This is a genomic window from Mesorhizobium sp. B2-3-6 (genome assembly GCF_006442305.1).
GTDB lineage: Bacteria > Pseudomonadota > Alphaproteobacteria > Rhizobiales > Rhizobiaceae > Mesorhizobium.
Map to the genome: position 1 here is coordinate 409,392 of NZ_VFVW01000005.1, position 23,892 is coordinate 433,283.

General features: G+C 64.9%; 23 protein-coding genes and 1 tRNA gene. 15 read left to right on the top strand and 9 right to left on the bottom strand.

Annotated elements, in window-relative coordinates:
- Window positions 1-64: 64 nt before the first annotated feature.
- From FJ953_RS17900 to FJ953_RS17915, 4 genes are all read left to right on the top strand, one after another.
- Window positions 65-1,318 carry a sarcosine oxidase subunit beta family protein gene (locus tag FJ953_RS17900; protein WP_140624908.1) on the top strand — a complete coding sequence of 418 codons (1,254 nt, stop codon included), beginning with the start codon at window positions 65-67 and terminating at the stop codon, window positions 1,316-1,318.
- A 71-nt stretch (window positions 1,319-1,389) separates the two neighbouring features.
- Window positions 1,390-1,656, top strand: coding sequence for a sarcosine oxidase subunit delta (locus FJ953_RS17905; protein WP_140512890.1), 267 nt, complete (start codon window positions 1,390-1,392; stop codon window positions 1,654-1,656).
- Window positions 1,653-4,535, top strand: a complete 2,883-nt coding sequence (locus FJ953_RS17910; protein WP_140624909.1) for a sarcosine oxidase subunit alpha family protein — start codon at window positions 1,653-1,655, stop codon at window positions 4,533-4,535. The genes FJ953_RS17905 and FJ953_RS17910 overlap by 4 nt, the downstream gene beginning before the upstream one ends.
- Window positions 4,528-5,046 carry a hypothetical protein gene (locus tag FJ953_RS17915; RefSeq protein WP_140523503.1) on the top strand — a complete coding sequence of 173 codons (519 nt, stop codon included), beginning with the start codon at window positions 4,528-4,530 and terminating at the stop codon, window positions 5,044-5,046. Before FJ953_RS17910 ends, FJ953_RS17915 begins: the two co-directional genes overlap by 8 nt.
- Here the strand turns inward: FJ953_RS17915 and FJ953_RS17920 are convergent.
- The 4 genes from FJ953_RS17920 to FJ953_RS17930 all read right to left on the bottom strand — a co-directional run bounded on the left by FJ953_RS17920 (window position 5,036) and on the right by FJ953_RS17930 (window position 6,409).
- A complete protein-coding gene (locus tag FJ953_RS17920) occupies window positions 5,036-5,521 on the bottom strand; it encodes a hypothetical protein (protein WP_140523500.1) in 486 nt (161 codons plus the stop codon). The genes FJ953_RS17915 and FJ953_RS17920 overlap by 11 nt on opposite strands.
- Before the next feature lie 37 nt (window positions 5,522-5,558).
- Complete coding sequence (locus FJ953_RS30530; protein ID WP_181168359.1) at window positions 5,559-5,714, bottom strand: hypothetical protein; 156 nt, start codon at window positions 5,712-5,714, stop codon at window positions 5,559-5,561.
- A gap of 56 nt (window positions 5,715-5,770) precedes the next feature.
- Window positions 5,771-5,846: transfer RNA gene (locus FJ953_RS17925), tRNA-Ala, on the bottom strand.
- A 173-nt stretch (window positions 5,847-6,019) separates the two neighbouring features.
- Complete coding sequence (locus tag FJ953_RS17930) at window positions 6,020-6,409, bottom strand: TIGR02300 family protein (RefSeq protein ID WP_140497238.1); 390 nt, start codon at window positions 6,407-6,409, stop codon at window positions 6,020-6,022.
- A 207-nt stretch (window positions 6,410-6,616) separates the two neighbouring features.
- Here FJ953_RS17930 and aroA point away from each other — a divergent pair, with 207 nt between their 5' ends.
- From aroA to rpsA, 3 genes are all read left to right on the top strand, one after another.
- Entirely contained in the window at window positions 6,617-7,975 is a 1,359-nt protein-coding gene (aroA, locus tag FJ953_RS17935; protein ID WP_140624910.1) for a 3-phosphoshikimate 1-carboxyvinyltransferase, read from the top strand.
- 263 nt (window positions 7,976-8,238) lie between these two features.
- Window positions 8,239-8,889 (top strand): (d)CMP kinase, encoded by a 651-nt coding sequence (cmk, locus tag FJ953_RS17945; protein ID WP_140497244.1) that lies wholly within the window; start codon window positions 8,239-8,241, stop codon window positions 8,887-8,889.
- A gap of 205 nt (window positions 8,890-9,094) precedes the next feature.
- Window positions 9,095-10,792 (top strand): 30S ribosomal protein S1, encoded by a 1,698-nt coding sequence (gene rpsA, locus FJ953_RS17950; RefSeq protein WP_140497246.1) that lies wholly within the window; start codon window positions 9,095-9,097, stop codon window positions 10,790-10,792.
- A gap of 111 nt (window positions 10,793-10,903) precedes the next feature.
- On the opposite strand, the gene FJ953_RS17955 is transcribed toward rpsA, so the two are convergent.
- From FJ953_RS17955 to FJ953_RS17970, 4 genes are all read right to left on the bottom strand, one after another.
- Entirely contained in the window at window positions 10,904-11,611 is a 708-nt protein-coding gene (locus FJ953_RS17955; RefSeq protein WP_140624911.1) for an SDR family NAD(P)-dependent oxidoreductase, read from the bottom strand.
- Between the two features lie 212 nt (window positions 11,612-11,823).
- Window positions 11,824-13,404, bottom strand: coding sequence for a 5-guanidino-2-oxopentanoate decarboxylase (locus FJ953_RS17960; RefSeq protein ID WP_140556907.1), 1,581 nt, complete (start codon window positions 13,402-13,404; stop codon window positions 11,824-11,826).
- Window positions 13,404-14,075 (bottom strand): TetR family transcriptional regulator C-terminal domain-containing protein, encoded by a 672-nt coding sequence (locus tag FJ953_RS17965; protein WP_140497252.1) that lies wholly within the window; start codon window positions 14,073-14,075, stop codon window positions 13,404-13,406. The genes FJ953_RS17960 and FJ953_RS17965 overlap by 1 nt, the downstream gene beginning before the upstream one ends.
- The gene (locus FJ953_RS17970) at window positions 14,045-14,917 is read right to left on the bottom strand and encodes a dimethylarginine dimethylaminohydrolase family protein (protein WP_140559773.1); all 873 of its coding nucleotides are present in this window, start codon (window positions 14,915-14,917) and stop codon (window positions 14,045-14,047) included. Before FJ953_RS17970 ends, FJ953_RS17965 begins: the two co-directional genes overlap by 31 nt.
- A 211-nt stretch (window positions 14,918-15,128) precedes the next feature.
- On the opposite strand from FJ953_RS17970, the gene FJ953_RS17975 reads away from it, so the two are divergent.
- The 7 genes from FJ953_RS17975 (at window position 15,129) to FJ953_RS18005 (ending at window position 21,377) form a co-directional block, all read left to right on the top strand.
- On the top strand, window positions 15,129-15,944 hold the full coding sequence (locus FJ953_RS17975; protein ID WP_140624912.1) for an ABC transporter ATP-binding protein: 816 nt from the start codon (window positions 15,129-15,131) through the stop codon (window positions 15,942-15,944).
- Window positions 15,945-15,997: 53 nt separating this feature from the next.
- Entirely contained in the window at window positions 15,998-16,798 is an 801-nt protein-coding gene (locus tag FJ953_RS17980) for a transporter substrate-binding domain-containing protein (protein WP_140559775.1), read from the top strand.
- 260 nt (window positions 16,799-17,058) lie between these two features.
- Window positions 17,059-17,724 carry an ABC transporter permease gene (locus tag FJ953_RS17985; protein WP_140497260.1) on the top strand — a complete coding sequence of 222 codons (666 nt, stop codon included), beginning with the start codon at window positions 17,059-17,061 and terminating at the stop codon, window positions 17,722-17,724.
- Window positions 17,724-18,533 (top strand): ABC transporter permease, encoded by an 810-nt coding sequence (locus FJ953_RS17990; RefSeq protein WP_140497262.1) that lies wholly within the window; start codon window positions 17,724-17,726, stop codon window positions 18,531-18,533. Before FJ953_RS17985 ends, FJ953_RS17990 begins: the two co-directional genes overlap by 1 nt.
- A 103-nt stretch (window positions 18,534-18,636) precedes the next feature.
- Entirely contained in the window at window positions 18,637-19,638 is a 1,002-nt protein-coding gene (locus FJ953_RS17995; protein ID WP_140624913.1) for an Ldh family oxidoreductase, read from the top strand.
- 238 nt (window positions 19,639-19,876) lie between these two features.
- Window positions 19,877-20,158 carry a hypothetical protein gene (locus tag FJ953_RS18000; RefSeq protein ID WP_140556914.1) on the top strand — a complete coding sequence of 94 codons (282 nt, stop codon included), beginning with the start codon at window positions 19,877-19,879 and terminating at the stop codon, window positions 20,156-20,158.
- Window positions 20,159-20,402: 244 nt separating this feature from the next.
- Window positions 20,403-21,377, top strand: coding sequence for a complex I NDUFA9 subunit family protein (locus FJ953_RS18005; protein WP_140559777.1), 975 nt, complete (start codon window positions 20,403-20,405; stop codon window positions 21,375-21,377).
- Window positions 21,378-21,398: 21 nt separating this feature from the next.
- Here the strand turns inward: FJ953_RS18005 and FJ953_RS18010 are convergent, their stop codons facing one another.
- Complete coding sequence (locus FJ953_RS18010; protein ID WP_140512865.1) at window positions 21,399-22,769, bottom strand: cytochrome P450; 1,371 nt, start codon at window positions 22,767-22,769, stop codon at window positions 21,399-21,401.
- Window positions 22,770-23,001: 232 nt separating this feature from the next.
- Between FJ953_RS18010 and FJ953_RS18015 the strand changes: the two genes are divergently transcribed.
- Window positions 23,002-23,571 carry an NADPH-dependent FMN reductase gene (locus tag FJ953_RS18015; RefSeq protein WP_140497272.1) on the top strand — a complete coding sequence of 190 codons (570 nt, stop codon included), beginning with the start codon at window positions 23,002-23,004 and terminating at the stop codon, window positions 23,569-23,571.
- The last annotated feature ends 321 nt before the right edge of the window (window positions 23,572-23,892 follow it).

The following is a 23,892-nucleotide window of genomic DNA, read 5'->3' on the forward strand; positions in this document are numbered from 1 at the left end:
AACTAGACATACATGTACAATGACGTTACGCCTCAGTCATTGAACCAACCTCTTCAAGCACGCCATGACCAGACGCTATTCCGCTTTGTCGCTCTTGAGGGAAGGCCTCGCCGGCCAGACCGGCTGGGAGCCGGCCTGGCGCTCGCCCGAGCCGAAGCCGTCCTACGACGCGATCGTCATCGGCGGCGGCGGTCACGGGCTGGCGACGGCCTATTACCTGGCAAAGAATCACGGCATCGCCAGAGTAGCGGTTTTGGAAAAGGGCTGGATCGGCGGCGGCAATACCGGCCGCAACACGACCGTGGTGCGCTCCAACTATTACTATCCGCAGAGCGTCGAGCTCTATGGGCTGGCGCACCGGCTCTATGAGGGACTGTCGAAGGACCTCAACTACAACGTCATGCTGTCGCAGCGCGGCATGGTCAGCCTGTGCCACTCGACCGCCGAAATGGAGATCGGGGCACGCACAGTCAATGCCATGCAGATCAACGGCATCGATGCGGAGCTGTTTTCGCCCCAGGATGTGCGCCGGGTGGCGCCGATCTACAATTTCACGGCCAATGCGCGCTTTCCCGTGTTCGGCGGCATCTGGCAAAGCCGGGCCGGCACCGCGCGCCACGACGCGGTCGCCTGGGGTTATGCACGGGCCGCGAGCCGACTCGGCGTCGACATCATCCAGAACTGCGAAATCACCGACTTCATCGTCGAGGGCGGCCGCTGCCGCGGCGTCCAGACGACGCGCGGCGCCATCCGCGCGGACCGCATCGGCATGGCCGTGGCAGGACATTCCTCGGTGCTGGCGGCCAAGGCCGGCTTCCGCCTGCCGATCAATTCCTATGCGCTGCAGGCCTGCGTAACCGAACCGGTCAAGCCGATCCTCGACACGGTGGTACTGTCGCCCGGCACGGGCGTCTATGTCAGCCAGTCCGACAAGGGCGAGATCGTCATCGGCGGCGGGCTCGACCGCACTCCCTCCTATGCCCAGCGCGGTAACCTGCCGACGCTGGAGGGGGTGATCGCGGGGCTGTTGGAAATGTTCCCGATCTTCGGCCAGCTGAAGCTGATGCGGCAATGGGCCGGGATCGTCGACGTCGTGCCGGACTCCTCGCCGATCATCGGTCAATCGCCACTGCCCAATCTGTTCCTCAATTGCGGCTGGGGCACGGGCGGCTTCAAGGCGATCCCCGCCGGCGGCACGCTTCTGGCGAACCTTTTGGCAACGGGCGGGCACAACGACATCAGCCGCCCCTTCGATCTCGACCGCTTCGCCAGCGGGCGGCTGATCGACGAAGCGGCTGGTTCCGGCATCGCGCATTGATGCATGTCGCGCAAAAGCGCCGAGCGGCCTTAGGGCGACGACATGCATAAAGACGAAGACTGAGGTTTGCCATGCAGCTTTTCCCTTGCCCGTTCTGCGGCCCGCGCGACGAGACCGAATTCCACTATGGCGGCGATGCCGGCAATGTCAGGCCTGATGGCGCCGAGGTGCCGATCGAGCATTGGGCCAACTATCTCTATCTGCGCTCCAACCCAAAAGGCGCGGCGCGCGAGATATGGGTGCATATGAACTGCGGCGAATTCTTCGTCATGGAGCGGGACACGGTTACGCACAAGGTGCTGTCTTCGGCTGCCCTGGGCGGGGAGCACGCGGCGTGACCGCCTCGCGCCTTAGCACGGGTGGCAGCGCCATCGACCGCTCGCGCCCGATCCGCTTCAGCTTCGACGGCGCCACCGTGCAGGGATTCGCCGGCGACACCATCGCCTCCGCGCTGCTGGCCGCCGATGTCGCGGTCGTCGGCCGCAGCTTCAAATACCACCGGCCGCGCGGCATCTGGGGCGCGGGCGTCGAAGAGCCGAACGCGCTGGTGGATATCAGCGGCCCGCAGACGACGCCGAACACGCGTGCGACGACCGAGCCGGCGCGCGACGGGCTGGTCGCCAAAAGCGTCAACGCGACACCCAATGCGCTGGCCGACCGCAACGCCTTCCTCGACCGCTTTTCCCGCTTCATTCCGGCCGCCTTCTACTACAAGACCTTCATGTGGCCGGACTGGCACATGTTCGAGCCACGCATTCGCGCCATGGCGGGACTGGGTCAGGTAGACAAGGACTGGACGTCGCCCGGCCGGGCCGACCAGATCAACCACCATTGCGACGTGCTGGTGATCGGCGCCGGACCGGCCGGGCTGGCAGCGGCAAGGCTGGCGGCCGGCGCAGGCCGGTCCGTCATGCTGGTCGACGACCAGCAAAAGCCCGGCGGATCGCTCGGTCACCGAGTTGGCGAGATCGACGGCAAACCGGCCGCCATCTGGGTCGAGGAGACGGTTGCGGGGCTTTCCGCCGGCGGTCACCTGGTCCTGCCTTCGACCACCGCTTTCGGTATCTACGACCATAATCTGGTCGGGCTTAACCAGCGGCATTTCGACGGCCGGCCGGACACGCTGTGGCGGGTCAGGCCGCGCCGGATCGTGCTGGCGACGGGCGCCATCGAGCGGCCCCTGCCATTCGCCAACAATGACCTGCCGGGCATTCTCTCGGCGGACGCAGCGCTCAGCTATCTCAGGCGCCATGCGGTGCTGGCCGGCCGCCATATCGTCGTCGCCGCAAACAATGACAGCGCCTATGAAGTGGCGGAGGCGGCCGCCGAGGCTGGCGCCGACGTCACGCTTGTCGACATCAGGCGCGACGGTATGCCCGCCGCGCCCGCCAACGTGCGGATGCTCAAGGGCCGCGCGCTCACCGCCGCGGCCGGCAAGCTGCGCGTCGAGGGTGTGATGCTGGACGACGGCACCAGGCTCGATGCCGATTGCGTGCTGGTGTCGGGCGGCTGGACACCGACCATCCATCTCTTCGGCCAGGCCAAGGGCAAGCTCGCCTGGAGCGAGGCGCGCGCGGCCTTCCTGCCGGGCGACCCGGTCGAGGCCATAGCGGTGGCCGGAGCTGCCGCCGGCGCGGTTTCGTTGTCGGAGGTATTCGCCGGTTCGCAGAAAGCCGTCGCGTCGCTCGGCCCGACGAAGGCAGCAGTGCCGCGCAGCAGCGGAACGGAGGCGACCAGCGGGATAGTAGCGGCATGGCCAACGCCGGGTTCGAAGGGACGCATCTGGATCGATTACCAGAACGACGTGACGGTGAAGGACATAGAGCTGGCGGCGCGCGAAAATTTCGTCTCGGTCGAACATCTGAAGCGCTACACGACGCTCGGCATGGCGACCGACCAGGGCAAGACCTCCAACCTGCCGGGCCTGGCGCTGATGGCCGGGATCACCGGCCGCACGGTGCCGGAAGTCGGCACCACGACCTATCGTCCGCCGTTCACGCCGGTTCCGCTGGCGAGCTTCGCCGGCGCGCGCAGCGGCGAACTGATGGCGCCGGTGCGGCGGCTGCCGCTGGAGAGCGTGCATCGTGCCAGCGGCGCCGTGTTCCAGGAGTATGGCGGCTGGCTGCGCCCGGCCCACTACGGCGGCGGCGGCGATGCGGATCGCTCGATCCAGGACGAGGCCCGCCGCGCCCGCCAGTCCGTCGCATTGTTCGATGGCTCGACGCTGGGCAAGATCGAGGTGATCGGACCCAAGGCGGCCGCGTTCGTCGATTTCGTCTATTACAACACGATGTCGACACTGAAGCCGGGCCGCTGCCGCTACGGCTTCATGTTGTCCGAGAACGGCGTGGTCTTCGACGACGGCGTGCTGCTGCGGCTGGACGAGCATCGCTTCGTCGTGTCGTGCTCGTCCTCGCACGTGGCCGCCGTGCATGCGCGGCTGGAGGAGTGGCGCCAGGACCGGTTCGGGCGCGGCGCGGTCTACATCCACAACGCCACCGCGGAAATGGCGACCCTGACCGTTTCGGGACCGAACGCCCGGAAACTGCTCGAAACGGTTGATCTCGGCCTTTCGCTCGACGATGGCGAGCTGCCGCACATGGCGGTCGGCCAGGGCAGCTATGACGGCGACGAGGTGCGCATCACCCGCGTCAGCTTCACCGGCGACAGAAGCTACGAGATCTCCATCCGGGCCGATCGCGCCGAGCCTTTGTGGGCGCGCCTGCGCGACGCCGGGCAGGCGTTCGATGCGGTTGTCATCGGCCTCGAGGCGCTGATGATCCTGCGCGCCGAGAAAGGCTTCATCGTGATCGGCAAGGACACCGACGGCACCACGCTGCCGCATGACCTTGGCGTCGAGGCCCCGCGGGCAAAGCGCCAGACCGAATTCGTCGGCCGCCGCTCGCTGTTCACCGAAGAGGCTTCGCGCGGCGACCGCATGCAGCTGGTCGGGCTGGCGGTCCCGTCCGGCGAAGCGCCGCTGCCAACTGGCGCGCATGGCATCAAGCGTAGCGGCGGCAAGCTGCGCAGCCAGGGCTTTGTCACATCGAGCTACCGGAGCCCTACGCTTGGCCGGCCGGTTGCGCTCGGCCTGATCGAGCGCGGTGCGGCCCGCCACGGCGAAACGATCGAAATCCAACATCTCGGCAAGGCGATGACGGCGACGATCGCCGCTCCTTGCGCCTTCGACCCGGCAGGAGACCGGTTCAATGCGTGATCTCGCCCAAAAATGGCCGGTAGCGCCGGACTGGCAGTCGGCAACCATCGGTGCACCGGGTCTCGAGGCGCGCACGATCCCCGGCCTTCACCAATTGCTGGTCAGCGGCGATCTCGACGCCTGGGCGCGGATATCCGGCATGGACGGCAACGGCGTGGGCGCCTTTGGCAGCGCGCAAGGTGACCGCTATGCGGCGCGTCTGGCGCGCGACCGCCTGCTCGTCGTGTCGAGCACACCGCTCGCCATCGCCGCGGGTTGGCACGCGGAAGGTTTCGCGGTGACGGCGATCAGCGCTGGACTTCATGTGTTCGAGGTCAAAGGCTCGGCCATCGACGCTTTCATCGCGCGCGGATCAACGCTCGACCCAAACAAGGAAAGCGCCAGTGCCGCACTTTCCTTCGCCGGCGTCAGTGCCATCGTCTACCGCCACCGGGACAGGCTGCGCATCCATGTCGATCGCGGCCTGGCATCCTACCTGTGGACGTGGATGGAAACGGCTCTCAGAGCGTGAACGACCAGAACAGGCAGGCCAGCGTGGCCGCCGCGAAGACGACGAAAAACAGACTGCGCAAGAGCACGTTGCGGCGAAGCTCGTTCATGACGAAGTGGCAACCGACGATAGCCGCCGCAAACAGGAACCGCCAGTTCAGCAGCGCCCATAGGGCGTCGCGCTGGCTGAATGCCCATCTGGCGACGAGACAGCCTACGATGGAGGCAAGGAGCACGATCACGGTCCAGAAGATGGCATCGGCTGCATGGGTGAGCACGATGCTGGCGGCTCTGATCGGCAGGATCATCATCAGCAGCGCGCTGAAGAAATAGACGGCGGCGAGTGGTATGAACATCCCGGCATCGGCAATGCCGTCGAGGCGCCTGACGCCGATCGCACCGTAGGGGTAGCCGTGCCTGGCCACCACCAGGCTCAAGGCCATGAGCAGCGCTGTCAGCACCGCGACCAGGGCGAAGGACGTGAGGGCTTTGCTCATGACGGTCCCGTTCAAAGCGAATCAAACAGGAACCGTTTTAGTCAATGGCCGCATATTGCGTAAGCACCGGCGCGCCCGACGGCAGCGAAATCGGCAGGCAGCCCAGCATCAGTGGAGCGGGCGGCCAGAACGAAACCGCCGCGTCGACCGCCTGAGCGGCGCGCTTCAGGCTGCGGCGGGCAGCGATGTCCAACAATTCCGAAGCTGAATCCGGTTTCTACAACCCCGAAATTTGGAAAAGTGACTGTTTGGTGGAGCCAATCGGAATCGAACCGACGACCTCTTGAATGCCATTCAAGCGCTCTCCCAACTGAGCTATGGCCCCACTTCCGGCAGTCAACCGGCGCCGTTTCCGGCGAAGAGATCCGGCGCGGGTTGGAGACCGCGCCGTTAGTGCAGGCGGCTTCTAACCCCGCCCTTCGTCAATATCAAGCCTTCATCAGCGGCTTTTTCTTCACAAGCTGCGAAAGCCGGCAAACGCTTGCGTTCCCGGCCTTGTCAGACCTCGTCGTCGTCGTCGCCGACGCCGATCATGTCGGCGACATCGTCGTCCTCTTCCTCTTCGTCGGCGAGGAACGTATCGTCCTCGTCGTCGCCCAGGTCGACATCATCCTCGTCGTCGCCGAGATCGGGCAGATCGTCGCCCTTGACGTCTTCGTCAGCCTCTTCGAGCGAGACGACTTCTACGCCCTCCTCGTCCTCGGCGTCCACTTCCTTCTCGGCCACTTCCTCTTCCTCCTCGAGGGCGGCGATCTTGCCTTCCTCGAAATAGGAACGCGGATAGGTCTTGCCGGTATAGGGCGAGACGATCGGGTCCTTGTTCAGGTCGTAGAATTTTCGACCCGTTTCAGGGTCGATACGCTTTGTGCCAAGTTCGGTTTTTGCCACGGCAAGCCTCGTCGATAAAAGAGTGGTCCCCTTAACCACTGTTTGCAGCGCTGTCAAAGCCAAAAGCCGGCGTCACAAAACCATGCGTTGAAAGGCCTAGCGTCAAGTGACGACCATGGGGGATGACCATTTCGGCCCACCGTGATACGAGACCGCCGCAACAAATGAAAAGCGCCGGCCCGCCGGCATTCCGTCCAGGGAAATTCCATGTCTCACGCCGCCGCTTCCAAGCCGGCCACCGCCCGCAAATGTCAAGCGCTTTCCGGTACGGCGCGCGTGCCGGGCGACAAGTCGATCTCGCACCGCTCCTTCATGTTCGGCGGGCTCGCCTCCGGCGAGACCCGCATCACCGGCCTGCTCGAAGGCGAGGACGTGATGCGCACCGGTGCCGCCATGAAGGCGATGGGCGCGCATATCGAGAAGCGCGGCGACGAATGGGTGATCCGCGGCACCGGCAACGGCGCGCTGCTGCAGCCGGAAGGGCCGCTCGACTTCGGCAATGCCGGTACCGGCTCGCGGCTGACCATGGGGCTGGTCGGCACCTATGACATGGAAACGACCTTCATCGGCGATGCTTCCTTGTCAGGCCGGCCGATGGGCCGCGTGCTGGAGCCGCTGCGCCAGATGGGCGTGCAGGTGCTGAAGGCAACGCCCGGCGACCGCATGCCGATCACGCTGCATGGGCCAAAGCATGCCGCCCCGATCACCTATCGCGTGCCGATGGCCTCCGCGCAGGTGAAATCGGCGGTGCTTCTCGCCGGCCTCAACACGCCGGGCATCACCACCGTCATCGAGCCTGTCATGACGCGCGACCACACCGAAAAGATGCTGCAAGGCTTTGGCGCCAATTTGTCGGTCGAGACCGACGAGCGCGGCGTGCGCCATATCTTCATCGAGGGCCAGGGCAAGCTCACCGGCCAGACGATCGCCGTGCCGGGCGACCCATCCTCGGCCGGCTTCCCGCTGGTGGCCGCGCTGATCGTGCCGGGTTCCGACATCGTGATCGAAAACGTGCTGATGAACCCGACCCGCACCGGGCTGCTTTTGACTTTGCAGGAGATGGGCGGCCAGATCGAGATCTTGAACCCGCGCAATGCCGGCGGTGAGGATGTCGCGGACCTGCGCGTGCGTTATTCCGAACTCAAGGGCGTCACCGTGCCGGCCGAACGGGCGCCGTCGATGATCGACGAATATCCGGTGCTGGCGGTTGCCGCCAGCTTCGCCGAGGGCGAGACGCTGATGCAGGGGCTGGAGGAACTCAGGGTAAAGGAATCCGACCGGCTGTCGGCGGTCGCCAATGGGCTCAAGCTCAACGGCGTCGACTGCACAGAGGGTGAGGCATCGCTCGCGGTGCGCGGAAAGCCCGGCGGCAAGGGGCTCGGCGGCCATCCCAATGGCCCGGACACGACCGTGCAGACGCATCTCGACCACCGCATCGCCATGAGCTTCCTGATCATGGGGCTGGCGACCGAGAAGCCGGTGACCATCGACGACGCCAACATGATCGCGACAAGTTTCCCGGAGTTCATGAGCCTGATGACGGGGCTTGGGGCGGAGATCGGGTGAGAGTTGATGGGTTGGGGCCAAACTGAAATGCCGGCAGGACAGCGCCCCCCTCTGTCCTGCCGGACATCTCCCCCACGAGGGGGGAGATCAGCCGTCACAGCGGCCTTCGCAAATCGCCCGCGTTGCAGAAGTGAGCGAGGCGTCGGAACTGCCAATCTCCCCCCTTGTGGGGGAGATGTCCGGCAGGACAGAGGGGGGCGCGACGGATCGCAAGCTCTCTCCGGACCGCTACGCTGTTCGGTTTCAGGTATGCTGGCCTGCCAATGACACACGTCTTCACCATCGCCATCGACGGTCCGGCCGGAGCCGGCAAGGGCACCCTCGCCCGGCGTCTGGCCGATCACTACCGACTGAACCTGCTCGACACCGGCCTCACCTACCGTGCCGTCGCCCATGCCTTGCTGCGGCTTGGCTTGCCGCTCGACAATGTCTCGGCGGCCGAAACGGCAGCACGTCAGGTTGACCTGGCGAAGCTCGACCGGGCCGTCTTGTCGGCGCATGCTGTTGGCGAAGCGGCCTCGAAGGTCGCGGTGTTTCCGACCGTGCGGCGCATCCTGGTGGAGAAACAGCGCGAGTTTGCCAAATCCCCCCCGGGCGCCGTGCTCGACGGTCGCGACATCGGCACCGTGGTGTGCCCCGATGCCGACATCAAACTCTATGTGACCGCGAGCGCCGAAGTGCGGGCAAGGCGCCGGCTGGCCGAGATCGAGAGCATCGGCGGCACGGCTGATTTCACCGAAATCCTCGCCGATATCCGGCGCCGCGACGAGCGTGACATGGGCCGCGCCGACTCGCCCTTGAAGCCTGCCCCCGACGCGCACTTGCTTGATACCAGCGAAATGGCTATAGAAGCCGCGTTTCTCGCGGCCAGAGCTGTCATCGACGACGTGCTGTCCAAGGGAAACAAGGCCTGATCCGGGTTTTCCCTCGAGTTTCCGTTGCTGGAGGCAAAGGAAATACCCATATCGGGCACGAACCAGCCTGCCAGCATTCTTCATGCGCCGGACTTGCCGCCTTAAGCGGCCAAGGGCTCTTTGCCCGGAACGCCGGCAGGCCAACGCAACGCTAACCCACGGCGCACGCTCCGCTAAAAAGATGCGGGGCATTCCAGGAGAAACAATGTCTGTAGCAAATCCCTCTCGCGATGATTTCGCGAGCATGCTCGAAGAATCATTCACCGCCGGCCATTCCGGCGAGGGCCAGGTTGTCCGGGGCACGATCACCGCGATCGAAAAGGACATGGCCATCATCGACGTCGGCCTCAAGGTCGAAGGCCGCGTGCCGCTGAAGGAATTCGGCGCCAAGGGCAAAGAATCCACCCTCAAGGTCGGCGACACGGTCGAAGTCTATGTCGAGCGTATCGAGAACGCGCTTGGCGAAGCCATGTTGTCGCGCGAGAAGGCTCGCCGCGAAGAGAGCTGGGTGCGTCTCGAAGAGAAGTTCACCAAGGGTGAGCGCGTCGAAGGCGTCATCTTCAACCAGGTCAAGGGCGGCTTCACCGTCGACCTCGACGGCGCCGTGGCGTTCCTGCCGCGCAGCCAGGTCGACATCCGCCCGATCCGCGACGTGTCGCCGCTGATGCACAACCCGCAGCCTTTCGAGATCCTCAAGATGGATCGCCGCCGCGGCAACATCGTGGTGTCGCGCCGCACCGTGCTCGAGGAGAGCCGCGCCGAACAGCGTTCGGAAATCGTGCAGAACCTCGAAGAAGGCCAGGTGGTCGAAGGCGTGGTCAAGAACATCACCGATTACGGTGCGTTCGTCGACCTCGGCGGCATCGACGGCCTGCTGCATGTCACCGACATGGCATGGCGCCGCGTCAACCATCCGACCGAGATCCTCAACATCGGCCAGACGGTCAAGGTGCAGATCATCCGCATCAACCAGGAAACGCATCGTATCTCGCTCGGCATGAAGCAGCTCGAGAGCGATCCTTGGTCGGAGATCGGCACCAAGTTCCCGATCGGCAAGAAGATCAAGGGCACCGTCACCAACATCACCGACTACGGCGCGTTCGTCGAGCTGGAGCCGGGCATCGAAGGCCTCATCCACGTTTCGGAAATGTCGTGGACCAAGAAGAACGTGCACCCCGGAAAGATCCTGTCGACGACGCAGGAAGTCGATGTCGTGGTGCTCGAAGTCGATCCGGCCAAGCGCCGCATCTCGCTCGGTCTCAAGCAGACGCTGGAGAACCCGTGGGAGGCTTTCGCGCGCAGCCATCCGGTCGGCAGCCAGGTCGAGGGCGAGGTCAAGAACAAGACCGAGTTCGGCCTGTTCATCGGCCTGGAAGGCGACGTGGACGGCATGGTCCACCTTTCCGACCTCGACTGGACCCGTCCGGGCGAGCAGGTGATCGAGGAGTACAATCGCGGCGACATGGTCAAGGCGCAGGTGCTCGACGTCGACATCGAGAAGGAGCGCATCTCGCTCGGCATCAAGCAGCTCGCCCGCGACACGGTTGGCGAAGCGGCGACGTCGGGCGAACTGCGCAAGAACGCCGTCGTCACCTGTGAGGTCATCGGCGTCAAGGATGGCGGTCTGGAAGTGCGGCTGGTGGAAAGCGGCATCGAGACCTTCATCAAGCGCTCCGACCTTTCCCGCGACCGCGACGAGCAGCGCCCCGAGCGCTTCACCGTCGGCCAGAAGGTCGACGCCCGCGTCATCGCCTTCGACAAGAAGACCCGCAAGCTGCAGGTCTCGATCAAGGCGCTGGAAATCGCCGAGGAGAAGGAAGCGGTCGCCCAGTACGGCTCGACCGACTCCGGCGCTTCGCTGGGCGACATCCTGGGCGCCGCGCTGAAGAAGCAGGGCAGCTAATCGCCCTTTCGCACAGGCCCGAAACAAAACCCCGCCGGAGCGATCCGGCGGGGTTTTTCTTTGTCGGAAACTCGGACGCAGCCCGAGGATCGTCGGAATCAACTATGCGCCTTATGCGCGACCGTAGAGCGGCACCAGCGTGCCGCTCATCGCCTGGTTGGCGGGCGAGGCAAGGTAGGCGATGGCCTCGGCCGCCGCTTCGAGGCTGACCCATTTGCTGAAATCGGCATCCGGCATGTCGGCACGGTTGGCCGGCGTGTCGAGCGTCGAGGGGGCCACCGCATTGACCAGGATGCCCTGGTGCTTCAGCTCTTCCGCCATGGCCACCGTCATCGCCGCGACCGCTGCTTTGGAGGCGGCATAGGCGACCATGCCCGAGCCGCGGCGCGGATCAAGCCCGGCGCGTGCCGTGACATTGACGACGCGGCCGGCGGTGCCCGCCGCCAGCATCGAGCGCACCGCCGCACGGCTGCACAGGAACGCGGTGCGGGCATTGGTGTCCATCATCTCGGCAAAGGAGGCGGATTCGATCTTCTCCACCGGCGCCATGGCAAAGCCGCCGGCCAGATGGATCGATCCCCACAAGGCGGGAACCTGGGCATAGAAGGCTTCGACCTTGGCGGAGTCCGACAGGTCGACATTGTGTGCCAGCCTGACGTTCTCGTGCGCAGTGAAAGGGAAATGCGAAGGTGCCGCGGCATGGGCGTTCGGCACATGGCAGACCGCGCCCTCGCCCAGCAGCTTGCCGACGACCGCGCCGCCGAGCGCACCGGTTCCACCGGTCACAACGATATGCCTGCCCTGAAGTGTTTCCGTCATCCTGGACCGCTCCTGTCTTTTTTTGATTATGTCGCTTGTTTCGCCGCGCCGACGCGAAGCGTCGCGCCTTTCGTGCGATCACTCAATTGATATCTCGACATGGCAGCCGTCGCGTCTTTGCATGTGTCGGGCAGCGGCGATTGTTGCCGCGCAAAAGCCAAGCCGGCGAATGACCACGATGCAGGTAGGAAAATCGACGCCGGCGTGAAGCTTCACTCGACCGTGATTTCGATGACGCGCGGCAACCCCGTTGCCCGGGCGCGCTTCAGCGCGAGTGGTAAGGCGCCGGTATCGGCGATCCGTTCGGCGCCGATGCCATAGGCCTCGGCCAGTTTGCAGAAATCCGGCGGTGCCGGGGACACGCCGACGGGTTCCACGCCGACGTCGAGCATCGAAGTCTCGATCTCGCGATAGCCCCTGTTATTCCAGACGACGAAGATAACGGGTGCCGCGGCATCGAGCGCCGCGCCGAGCTCGGGTAAGGTGAACTGGAAGCCACCGTCGCCGGTGAGGCAGACGATCGGCGCGTCGGGCATGGCGAGCGCCGCGCCCACCGCCGCCGGCGGGCCGTAGCCCAGCGCGCCGAAGCCGGTGGCGGCGTTGAACCAGCCGCCCGGCCGGTCGTGATCGTAATAGAGGTTGGCGGCGTAGACGGGCTGGGTGGAGTCGCCGACGATGATCGCGCCCGGCAGGGCGTCGCGGATGGCTTCCACCGCATGGACCTGCGCCGCATGGACGGGGGTCAGTTCGGCGCGAGCCGCCTTTCGCGCCGCCGCGGCGCGGTTCTTCCCGTCCTGCCTGCCCGCGTCGACCGAGCCGAGCGCGGCAAGCAAGGCTTCGATCGCCTCGGCGCAGTCGGCCTGGATGGCCACCGTCGCCGGACGGCGCGCCAGCTGATCGGCGCCGATGTCGATGCGGATCAGATTGGCCGGCAGGACAAATCCGCCATCGCCATAGCCGTCATAATCGGTCGGGCCGAACTCGGTGCCGGCGGCAATGACCAGATCGGCCTCGCCCATCAGCGCGCGGATGGCTTTCAGGCTGGGACTGGCCGGTACGCAGAGCGGATGGCGGTGGAGCAGGCCGCGCGCATTGGTCGTCTCGACGACCGGCGCGCCCAGCCTTTCGGCCAGGCGCCGCAGCGCATCCTCGGCGCGCTTGGCGCCGCCGCCGGCCAGGATGAGCGGGTGCCGAGCCGCCGCACAAAGGCTGGCCGCCGCGGCGATGGCCGTCGCCCCGGCAGCCGGTGGCGCGGCATTGCTCAGCACCGCCGCGATCCCATCGGCAGGCTTGACCATGACGTCGGTCGGAATCTCGATATGCACCGGGCCCGGTCGCGACGAGGAGAACAGCGCGAAGGCACGGGCGAGCGCGCCGGGCAGTTCGCCGGCCTCGGTGATGCGTTGCGAAAACAGCGCCACCTTTTCCATCATGCCGCGCTGGTCCGGCAGCTCGTGCAGGAAGCCCAGGCCCTTGCCAAGCGTCGGCGTGGCGTTGACGCCCGAGATTACCAGCATCGGCACCGAATCGGCGCGCGCCTGTGCCATGGCGGTGATGGTGTTGGTCAGACCCGGGCCGGTGATGACGAAGGCGACGCCCGGCCGGCCGCCGGCGCGCGCATAGCCGTCGGCCATGAAGCCCGCGCCCTGCTCGTGGCGCGGCGTGACATGGCGGATCCTCGAACGCGCCAACCCGCGATAAAGCTCGACCGTGTGGACGCCGGGAATACCGAACACGGTGTCGACGCCATGCGCCTCGAGCAGTGAAATCAACGCTTCGCCAATGGTGGTCATTAGTGTTCTCCCCTTTCCGGCTCGAGGCCGAGCTCGGCTTCGACAGCCTTGATCCCAATCGCCGCCAATTCGCCGGGCGAGAACATCTCGCCGGCCAGGCAGCCTTCGATCCAGAGTCCGTCGATGATCGCGTTGATCGCGATGGCATGGTGGCGCAACTGGCTTGCGTCCGGCTTGCACTGTTCGGCGGCGAGCACTTCGGCCACAACCGCCTCCACCTCGTTGCGAAAGCCGAGATAGCCTTCGCGGTGGGCACGGGCCAGGGTCGGATCCGCACCGGCGCGGCCGATGAAGGTTGCCCAGAGCGAAAAAACCCGCGCGTCGATGATCGGCGCGTTGAGGTTGGCGGTGACGAAAGCCGCAAGGCGTTGCCGCGGCGAGGCATCTTCCATGACCAATGCTGCTTTCGCCTGCTCGGTCATGCGCCCGACCAGTGCCGTATAGGCCTCCTGCAGCAGTTCTTCCTTGCCGGGGAAATAGTGCCGGATCAGCCCCGCGGTGACGCCGGCACGCAATGCGATGGTGCGCAAGGTGGCGCCCTGCAGCCCATGTTCGGCCACGCTGTCCAGAGTCGCCTCGATCAGATCCTGCCGCCGCCGCTCCTCGCCCTCGCGACGAAACTTGCGGCGGGATGGCGCATTCATTGGCGCAGGATCGGCCGCGTCAGGCATGTCGGCCCACCTTCGCAGGCGATGCAGAGCGCATCCGCCTCGAAGACTTCAACCATGCAGCCCGCGGCCTCCATCGCGGCCTTGGTCTTGGGAAAGCCTGCAACGGCAATGACGTTGAGCGGGCTAGTCGGCAGTACGTTAAGGCTGAGGCCGTTGGAAGCAGCGAACTCCTCGGCATCGCCTTCGACCAGCCGGATGCCGCGTGCCTTCAGCATTTGATAGAACGGGGCCGGCAAAAGCGGCGAATAAACCAGCGCGAGGTCGTCGGCCAACGGGCTGATCACCGACATCAGGTGCAGGCACGCCTCTTCGCCCTGCCACAGCGGCAGATCAAAGCCGTAGACGGAAACGCCCAGCGGCGTCAGCAGGTTGGAAACCTGCTGGATGCCTTCCTGGTTGGAGCGGACACCGCGCCCGATCGCCAGCGTGCGGGCGTCCACCCAGACACAATCACCGCCTTCGACCTGACCAGGAGCCTCGACGCGGCCGAGGATCGGAATGCCCAGCCTTGTGTAGGTTTCCTCATGCAGCGAGGGCTCCCTGGCGCGTAGTGGCTTACCCATGGACAGGATCAGCGCGCCGCGACCGGTCATCAGCGATGGGTCGTGCGTGAACACCGAATCCGAAAGTCCGTCGGCCTTGTCTTCGATCCATTCGATTTCAGCGCCGGAAGCCGCTACCAACTCAGCAAGGGCCGCGTGCTGCGAGGCAGCTTTCGCCGGATTGAACCCCGGGCCATAGTGCCAGGCAGATCTGTCGGCATCGCGCATGGCGTTGGCCGCCGACCGCATCAGCACGCGCCGCAGCGTCGCCGCCATGGACTGTGATCCGAAAGCGCTCATCGGTGCCCTTTTTAGCTGAAAAAAATCGAGAAAATTTCATGAAAGGCTATTTATACACTTGCACAACAAGGCCGCAAGTGCCGTAATGAGCGGGATTGACGGGCTCGCGCTGTTGGGTCCATGCTGAAGTCTGGAGCGGGGCAGTACAGCGTATGTTGATTAGCCGGGTAGACGTTCGACGAGCTGCCATCGACTACACGGAGGTCACCCGTTGAGCACGGCGAGAGTTGCCGCAGCCCCATCCGGTGAGGCGCAAAATGGCGCCGCCGAAGCCATCCACGTCGAGAACCTGCACAAGAAATTCGGTGAGCTGCACGTGCTGAAGGGCGTCTCGCTGTCGGCGGGCGACGGCGAGGTCATCGCCATCATCGGCGGTTCGGGCTCAGGCAAATCGACGCTGTTGCGCTGCATCAACTGCCTGGAGAATCCGACCAGCGGCATCATTCGCGTGAATGGCGAGGAGATCAAGCTGAAGGCCGACAGCCACGGCCATACCGTGCCGGCCGACCGCAAGCAGATCGAACGCATCCGTTCCAAGCTCGGCATGGTGTTCCAGAACTTCAATCTGTGGAGCCACATGACGCTGATCGAGAACGTCATCGAGGTTCCCGTGCATGTGCTGGGCGTCAAGCGCGACGCGGCGATCGCCCAGGCCGAAAAGCTTCTCGTCCGCGTCGGCCTCGCCGAAAAGCGGGATGTCTATCCGGCCTACCTGTCGGGCGGCCAGCAGCAGCGCGCCGCGATCGCTCGCGCATTGGCAATCAATCCGCGCGTCATGCTGTTCGACGAACCGACGTCGGCGCTCGACCCCGAACTGGTCGGCGAGGTGCTGAGAGTGATCGGCGACCTGGCGCGCGAAGGCCGCACCATGGTGCTGGTCACCCACGAGATGAAGTTCGCGCGCGAGGTCGCGACGCATGTCGTCTATCTCTACAATGGACTGGTCGAGGAGGAAGGCCCGCCGGAACAGATCTTCGGCGCGCCCAGATCCGAAAGGCTCAAGCAATTCATTCGCAACATCGGCTAGCAAACCGAGGGCGGAAGAAAACCGGGAACCAACAACAAACTGGGAGTCGTAAAATGAAGACTGTTCTGAAGACGTTCGCCGCAGCGCTGCTGCTCGGCGTCGCCGCCATCGGCGTGGCCAAGGCCGATCCGGTCAAGATCGGCATCGCCGCCGAGCCGTATCCGCCGTTCACCTCGCCGGATGCTTCGGGCAAATGGGTCGGCTGGGAGATCGAGTTCATCGACGCCGTCTGCGCCGAGGAGAAGCTCGACTGCGTCATCACGCCCGTCGCCTGGGACGGCATCATCCCGGCGCTGACCACCAAGAAGATCGACCTTATCGTCTCTTCGATGTCGATCACCGACGAACGCAAGAAGACGATCGACTTCTCGGATAAGTACTACAACACGCCGACGGCGATCATCGGACCGAAGGACCAGAAATTCGGCTCCGCGCCGGACGATCTCAAGGGCAAGATCCTGGGCGTCCAGGTATCGACCGTGCATGCCGTCTACGCCAAGAAGCATTTCGGCGCCACGGCATCCGAGATCAAGGAGTACCAGACGCAGGACGAGGCCAACAACGACCTTGCCGCCGGGCGCCTCGATGCGGTGCAGGCCGATTCCATCGCGCTTGGCGAGTTCCTCAAGACCGACCAGGGCAAAGCCTGCTGCGACCTGAAGGGCATGGTGGCTCCGGACGACGAAGTGCTCGGACCGGGCGTTGGCGCCGGCGTGCGCAAGGAAGACACCGAGCTGAAGGAAAAGATCAACGCCGGCATCAAGGCGATCCGCGCCAATGGCAAGTATGACGAGATCTCGAAGAAATACTTCGATTTCGACATATATGGTGGCAGCGGCGCGCAGTCGAACTGACGTGGCGATGCCATGCAGCCGGACTGACGCGGCGGTGCCACGCAGTCGGACTGACGACCATCGCATGGGCTGGAAGACAAGGCACTGACGCCAAGTCCTCCAACCCGACCTTTCCCACGCACCCTTGCCGCCGGCGGCTTGCGCCGGCGGATTGAGCCAGCAATCCGGGGGCGAAGCTGATCGATTCATTTCTTCCGGCCTCTGCGGCCGGCATCATCGAACTCCTGTCGCCCGCGCCCGTCGGCTGGGGCGGGACGCTCATGCTTGGGCTGCTGCATTCGCTTGAGATCGCCGTCGGCGCCACGATCGTCGGACTGTTGATCGGAACCGGCGGTGCCTATGGCAAGCTTTATGGCGGCCCCGTGGTGCGCGACCTGCTGGCGGTCTACACGACCATCGTGCGCGCGGTACCGGAACTGGTGCTGATCCTGCTCCTCTACTACGCCGGTACCGACCTGATAAACCAGATGCTGACCGCCATGGGCTATCAGCGGGTCGACATCAGCGGGCTGGTGGCCGGCATCGCGGTGCTCGGTTTCGTCCAGGGCGCCTACTCGACCGAGGTCATACGCGGCGCCATCCTTGCCGTCCCGCAAGGCCAGATCGAAGCCGCCCGCGCTTACGGCATGTCTCCCGGCCTTCTCTTGCGGCGCATCACGTTGCCGGCAATGCTGCCCTTCGCCATTCCGGGTCTCGCCAATCTCTGGCTGATCGCCACCAAGGATACGGCGCTGCTGGCCGTGGTCGGTTTCTTCGAACTGACGTTGGCGACGCGGCAGGCGGCGGGCGTCACCAAGGCCTACCTGATATTCTATCTCGCGGCCGGCATGCTCTATCTGGCCGTGACGCTGTTTTCGAACCTCGTCCTTGGTCGCGTCGAGAAATGGGCGCGGCGCGGCATGCCGTCGATCAAGGAGGCGCGCTGATGGCGAGCGAAGCGGCCATCATCAACAGCGCGGCTCGCGCCTCGCTCTGGCTGCAACCGCATCGCATCGTGCTGATCCTGATTGCGCTGGGGCTGGTGCTGTCCGCTGCGTTCTTCATGCGCTGGGACTGGCTGCCGCAATATTACGGCCTGGCCCTGCTCGGCATCTGGCGCGCGCTGTGGATCCTGGCCGTCACCTGCCTGTTGGGCTTCCTGATCGCGGTGCCGGTCGGATTGGCACAGGCTGGCGGCCCGATCTGGTTCGCGGCGCCGGCGAAGGTCTTCTGCACCGTCATCAGGGGAACGCCGCTGCTGTTACAGCTGTGGCTGCTCTACTACGGGCTGGGTTCGTTGTTTCCGCAATATCCGTGGATCCGCGAATCCTGGATGTGGCCCTATCTCAGGCAGGCATGGCCTTATGCCGTCCTGGCGCTGACGCTCTCATTCGCGGGCTACGAGGGCGAAGTGATGCGCGGCGCCTTTGCCGGCGTGCCGAAGGGGCAGCTCGAAGCCGCACGTGCGTTCGGCATGAGCCGCTGGAAGATCTTCCGGCGTATCTGGCTGCCGCAGGCCTTCTACCGGGCGCTGCCGACGCTGACGGGGGAAACCGTGCTGCAGCTGAAATCGACGCCGCTGGTGGCGACCATCAGCGTCATCGACATCTTCGCCGTTTCGTCGAAGGTCAGACAGGACACTTACCTCACCTATGAGCCCTTGCTGCTGCTTGCCTTGATCTATATGGCGATCACCGGCATTCTGGTCTTCGCCTTCGGCAGGATCGAGGCGCGGATTCCGAACAAGATCGGCTAGGGACCTAGTGAGTAGGGATTGGTGAGTAGGAAGTGGCTAGCCGCCACCACCCATTGCTGACTACTCACTACTCACCACTCACCACTCACTAAAGGCAGTCGCCATGCAACTCAGTCTCGAACAGGCAACCGGGCTGTGCCGCATGGCGGCGCTGGGTGCGGGCGCCAACGAGGAAGCGGCGCAATCGCTCACCGCCTCGATCATATCGGCCGAGGCAGAAGGACTCTCGACCGTCGGATTGTCGCATTTCATCGACTATCTCGAAGCGCTGGAGACCGGCCGCATCGACGGCAATGCCGAGCCGGTGATCACCCGGCCGGCGCTCGCAGTCTATCTTTCCGATGCGCAAGGCGGGCTGGCGCATACCGGCTTCGACCGCACGCTCGACGAGCTCGCCAAGGCGGCAAGACTGTTCGGCGTCGCCATCTTTTCGCAGAAGAATGCCTATACATGCGGCGCCCTCGGCTACTTTACCGGAAGGCTGGCAGCGCAGGGGCTGGTCTCCTTCGCCGCCACCAACGGTCCCGCCGTGCTTGCCGGTTCGGGCTCGGTCAAGCCGGTCTATTGCACCAACCCGATGTCCTTCGCCGCACCCGCCGCCGACGGCCCGCCGCTGGTCATCGACCAGTCATCGAGCGCCACCGCCTTCGTCAATATCCGCAAGGCGGCCGAGGACGGCAAGAAGATCCCCGAAGGCTGGGCGCTCGATGCCAGCGGCAATCCCACTACAGATCCGGCCGCAGCCATGAAGGGGGCCATGCTCGCCTTCGGTGGCCAGCGCGGCGCCAACATCGCGCTGATGGTCGAGGTGCTGGCGGCGGGTCTGTCGGGGGCAAACTGGTCGCTCGATGCGCCCTGGTTCACCGGCGGCCCGGACAATCCCGGCACCGGCCTGTTCGTGCTGGCCGTCGAGCCCAAGCTGCTCGATCCGGATTTCGAGCAGCGGATGAAGGATCAGCTCGACCGGCTGCGCCGGCGCTACGGCGTGCACATACCGGGCCGCTCCCGGGCCGAGGCGGCGGAGAAGGCCGCGGCACGGGGCATCAAGGTCTCCAAGGCCGTGGTGCAGCGCATTTCCGAATTCGCCGAGCGCTATTCGGCCTGAAATAAATTCTTCTTTTCAGCTCATCAGCTGCCGGCGCCTGCCCGCGGCATGGCCATGCGTGTTTTTTTCGCGCGCGGTCTGAACCTTTTCGAGCGTCGGGGCGACCAATGCCTGTCCAGGGCAGGATGAGCTTGCCCGATTCAGACCGGGGGAACAGCAAGTCACATCGAAACCTGCTCCACGCCAAGGCATGCCCTTCGCGTCCCGGAAAGCCCAACCTCAATGAAAGGATACCACCATGACCAGCACCAAGACAACCATTCTGACCGCAGTCCTTCTCCTCGGCTCGTTCATGGGCGCGACCCAGGCGGCCAACCTGAAGGCCGCGCCGGTCAAGCCGTCCAGTCCAGGCGTCATTGCCGCGCCGGGCGGCGGCGCTACCGAGGACCACTATTGCAAGAACGGTCACGCGAAATTCGCCAGTTGCAGCACCGATTTCATCGCGGCCTGCAAGAAGGTCGGTGGCACCATGTCGGATGTCCAGGGCTGGGGTGGGCGTACTTGCTTCACGCCCTCCTGATACCGTCTCAGGTCAGGCCGCTCCGTCGGCCCCTGGCTTCGCATGGATGTCATCCGGAAAACCCCGCCTCGGCGGGGTTTTCTGCGTCAGGCAAGGCGTTCTGAAGCGCATTTGTCCTGATGCAATTCCCAAGCTGTTTTTCCTGGGAAAGCCGCTTCACAGCGACGACGCGTCACCCTTTGCGTTTGACGCGAAACGGATTATGAAACGGCTTCAGCCAAGCTTTCGAGCGCCGGAGCCAGCCATGACCGAAATCCTGCAGACCCCCAAGCTCGTCGTCATTTTCGGCGGGTCGGGCTTTGTCGGCCGCCACGTGGTGCGGGCCTTGGCCAAGCGCGGCTATCGCATCAGGGTCGCCTGCCGCCGGCCCGATCTCGCCGGCCATTTGCAGCCGCTCGGCAATGTCGGCCAGATCCAGCCCGTGCAGGCCAATGTGCGCGTGCGCTGGTCGGTCGATCGCGCCGTGCAGGGCGCCGATCATGTCGTCAACCTGGTTGCCGTGCTGCATGAGAGCGGGCGGCAGAAATTCACGGCCGTGCACGAATTCGGCGCTCGCGCCGTGGCCGAAGCGGCACGCGCAGCGGGCGCCGGCCTGACCCATATTTCGGCCCTGGGCGCCGACCTGGAAGCCGCATCCAACTATGCACGCACCAAGGCGCTTGGTGAAAAGGCCGTTCTGGAGACGATCAAGGACGCCGTGATCCTGCGGCCGTCGATCAATTTCGGACCGGAAGATAGTTTCTTCAACCGCTTCGCCAACATGGCGCGTTATTCGCCGGCACTGCCGCTGATCGGCGGCGGCCACACCAAGTTCCAGCTGGTCTATGTCGGCGACGTCGCCGAAGCGGTGGCGCGCTCGGTCGATGGCAAGGTCAAGGGCGGTCAGATCTACGAGCTTGGCGGCCCGCAGGTGCTTACTTTCAAGGAAAGCATGCAGGAAATGCTCGCGGTGATCGAGCGCAAGCGCCTACTGGTTCCGGTGCCGTGGTGGGTGGCGAACCTGCAGGCGTCGATCCTGGGCCTCTTGCCCAACCCGCTGCTGACCAAGGACCAGGTGCTGCAATTGCGCGAGCATAATGTCGTGTCGGAGGAGGCCGCCAGGGCCAACCGCACGCTTGCCGGCCTCGGCATCCAGCCGCAGGCGCTCGGCACGATCCTGCCAAGCTATCTCTGGCGTTTTCGCGCGGCCGGCCAGTTCCAGCGCAAACCGGCGGTCTGAACATAGGCCGACGGCGGGCGATTACAGGCGCGAAGTGATCCGCATGGGCAGCCCGCCTTGCGGCTGGGTGGTCAGCTTCTGGACCGGCCACGGCCTGGTTTGCGCGATGGAATCGAAGCGGAAACGCGACAGCAGGACGGCGAGCGCGATGATCGCTTCCTGCATGGCGAAGCTGGCGCCGATGCAGACGCGCGGCCCGGCGCCGAACGGCAGATACTGAAAGCGGTCGATCTTTTCGCGGTTGCCCGGATGGAACCGCTCCGGCATGAACGCGTCCGGCCTGTCCCACAGCTTCCTGTGACGGTGGACGACCCAAGGCATGACCAGCACGGCCGCGCGCCCCGGGATGTGGAGATCCCTCCAGTTCTCCGGCTCGATCGGCTCGCGGTTGATCGACGGCGCCGGCGGATAGAGCCTGAGCGCCTCGTCGAAGGCGGCGCGGGTGAGCGGCATGGCGTCCAGCCATCTGGTCGGATCGGGCTCGCGCGCCAGCACGGCATCGATCTCGCGCTCGATCTTTTCCCGCTCCCATGGCGCCTCGGCCAGGCAATAGAGCGTCCAGCCCAAGGCTCGCGCCGTGGTCTCATGGCCGGCACCGATGAAGGTGATGATGTTGTCCTCGACTTCCGAGCGTGTCAGCCCGTCCGGCCCCTCGGCCTTGAGCAGGAGGGTCAGGAAATCCTGCGGCACGGCATCGGCATCGCGCCTGAGTCTCTGTTCGCGTATCTTGACCGTATTGCTGACGATCTTGCGGAAATAGGCCATGGTCTTGCGGCCGCGGATGCGGGTAAGCCGCGGCAGCCATTCGGGCGCGCGCAGCAGGTCTAGCGGATCGACGCGGCCCATGGTCTCGAACAGCCGGTCGATCTCCTTGGCGAAACTGCCCGGCTCCCCCGCGATTTCCCCGGAGAACAGCGTCTCGGCCAGGATGTCGTAGGTCAGCAGCGTCATGTCGTGGGCAATGTCGGAGATGCCGCCATCCTCGTAGCGGGAGGCGAATTCAAGCGTGCGCTTGAGCATCGGTCCCGCGAAACCAAAGATGTGACGCGGCGTGAACACCGGCGCCATCGCCTTGCGCGAACGCTTCCAGACCTCGCCTTCGGCCGTCAGCAAGCCGTCGCGCAGGATCGGCCGCAGGATGAGCTGGCGCACCGTCGCCATCTTGTAGTTCCTGGCATTGTCGACCAGGACATGGCGAATGAGCCCCGGGTCATTGGCGATGACCAGCGGTCCACCGACGCCGTTCACCGAGATCCAGGGCTCGTTGTAGGTCGGCTCTCCCCACAGCTCGAGCGGGTTGCGGTAGACGATGCGCATCATCTCCAGCGTCGAGGGCGGCGATGTGCGCGGCCTCGGCGCCGGCGGAACGAAGGGGGCGGGCTGAGTGTCCATGGCTGCTCCGCTGGCAAGCGCGTCGCGCTAGTCCTTGCCTCCGTTCGATGTAGTGACTGACGCACGGCGCGTCCATGTGGCCTGACGATAAAAGCCCGTGCCCCCGAAGGGACGGAGCGATGCTCCCATCATCTGATTGTGACCGCTCGCCAAACGGCGCGGTCTTGTCCATGACGGCGCTCTGCCGTAGGTCACAGTCACCAACAGATACCGTCAATCGAAGGAGCCCGCCTTGAAGCACCAGTTGAACATCATCATCGGCAGCACCCGCCCGGGCCGGGCCGGGCCGGTTTTCGCTCACTGGCTGGAGCGGTTCGCGCGCGAGCACGGCAAATTCGAACCGGTGCTGACCGACATCGCCGCCTTCGATCTGCCGGTGCTGGACGAGCCGCACCATCCCAGGCTCGGCAACTACCTGAACGATCATACCAAGGCCTGGTCGAAGGCCGTCGATGCCGCCGACGCTTTCGTCTTCGTGGCACCGGAATATAATTACTTCGTCGCACCGGCCATCGTGAACGCGATCGACTATCTCTCGCGCGAATGGAAATACAAGCCCGCCGCCATCTTCAGCTATGGCGGCGTTTCCGGTGGCCTGCGCGCGGCACAGGCGCTCAAGCCGCTGCTGACCTCCGTCGGCGTCATGCCGGTTCCGGAAGGCATCGCGCTGCCGCTGTATCAGAAGCTGCTGGGAACCGATGGCTCCTTCGAAGCGAGCGAGCAGGTGCAGGGCGGGGCAAGAACCATGCTGGAGGAGTTGCTGCGCTGGAGCGAGGCGCTGAAGCCGATGCGCGCCGGCTGATGCAAGCCGGCTCGCCCGCGCCGTAGACAGGCGGAATGTCGGCAAACGACCGAACGGTGGGCGGTTCGGCCTGCGTTTGCCATGCGCTTTGCTGCTGATGCTTTTGATGGCCGCCATCGCGGCAGCCGGCGCCAAGATAGAAGTTCACGATCAAAATTCCTGCGCGACCGGCTGGCTAAGGTCAAAGCCTCTCGCCAATAGCTGGCCGACGGTGCGCTTTTCCGCCCGGAAATGCCTGCAAACCTGTCGGTAGCTAATCAAGTTGTCCGGTTTGGTAGCACATGATCTGTCCGCTTCTGTTTTGGCGTCGAAGCGGTTCAC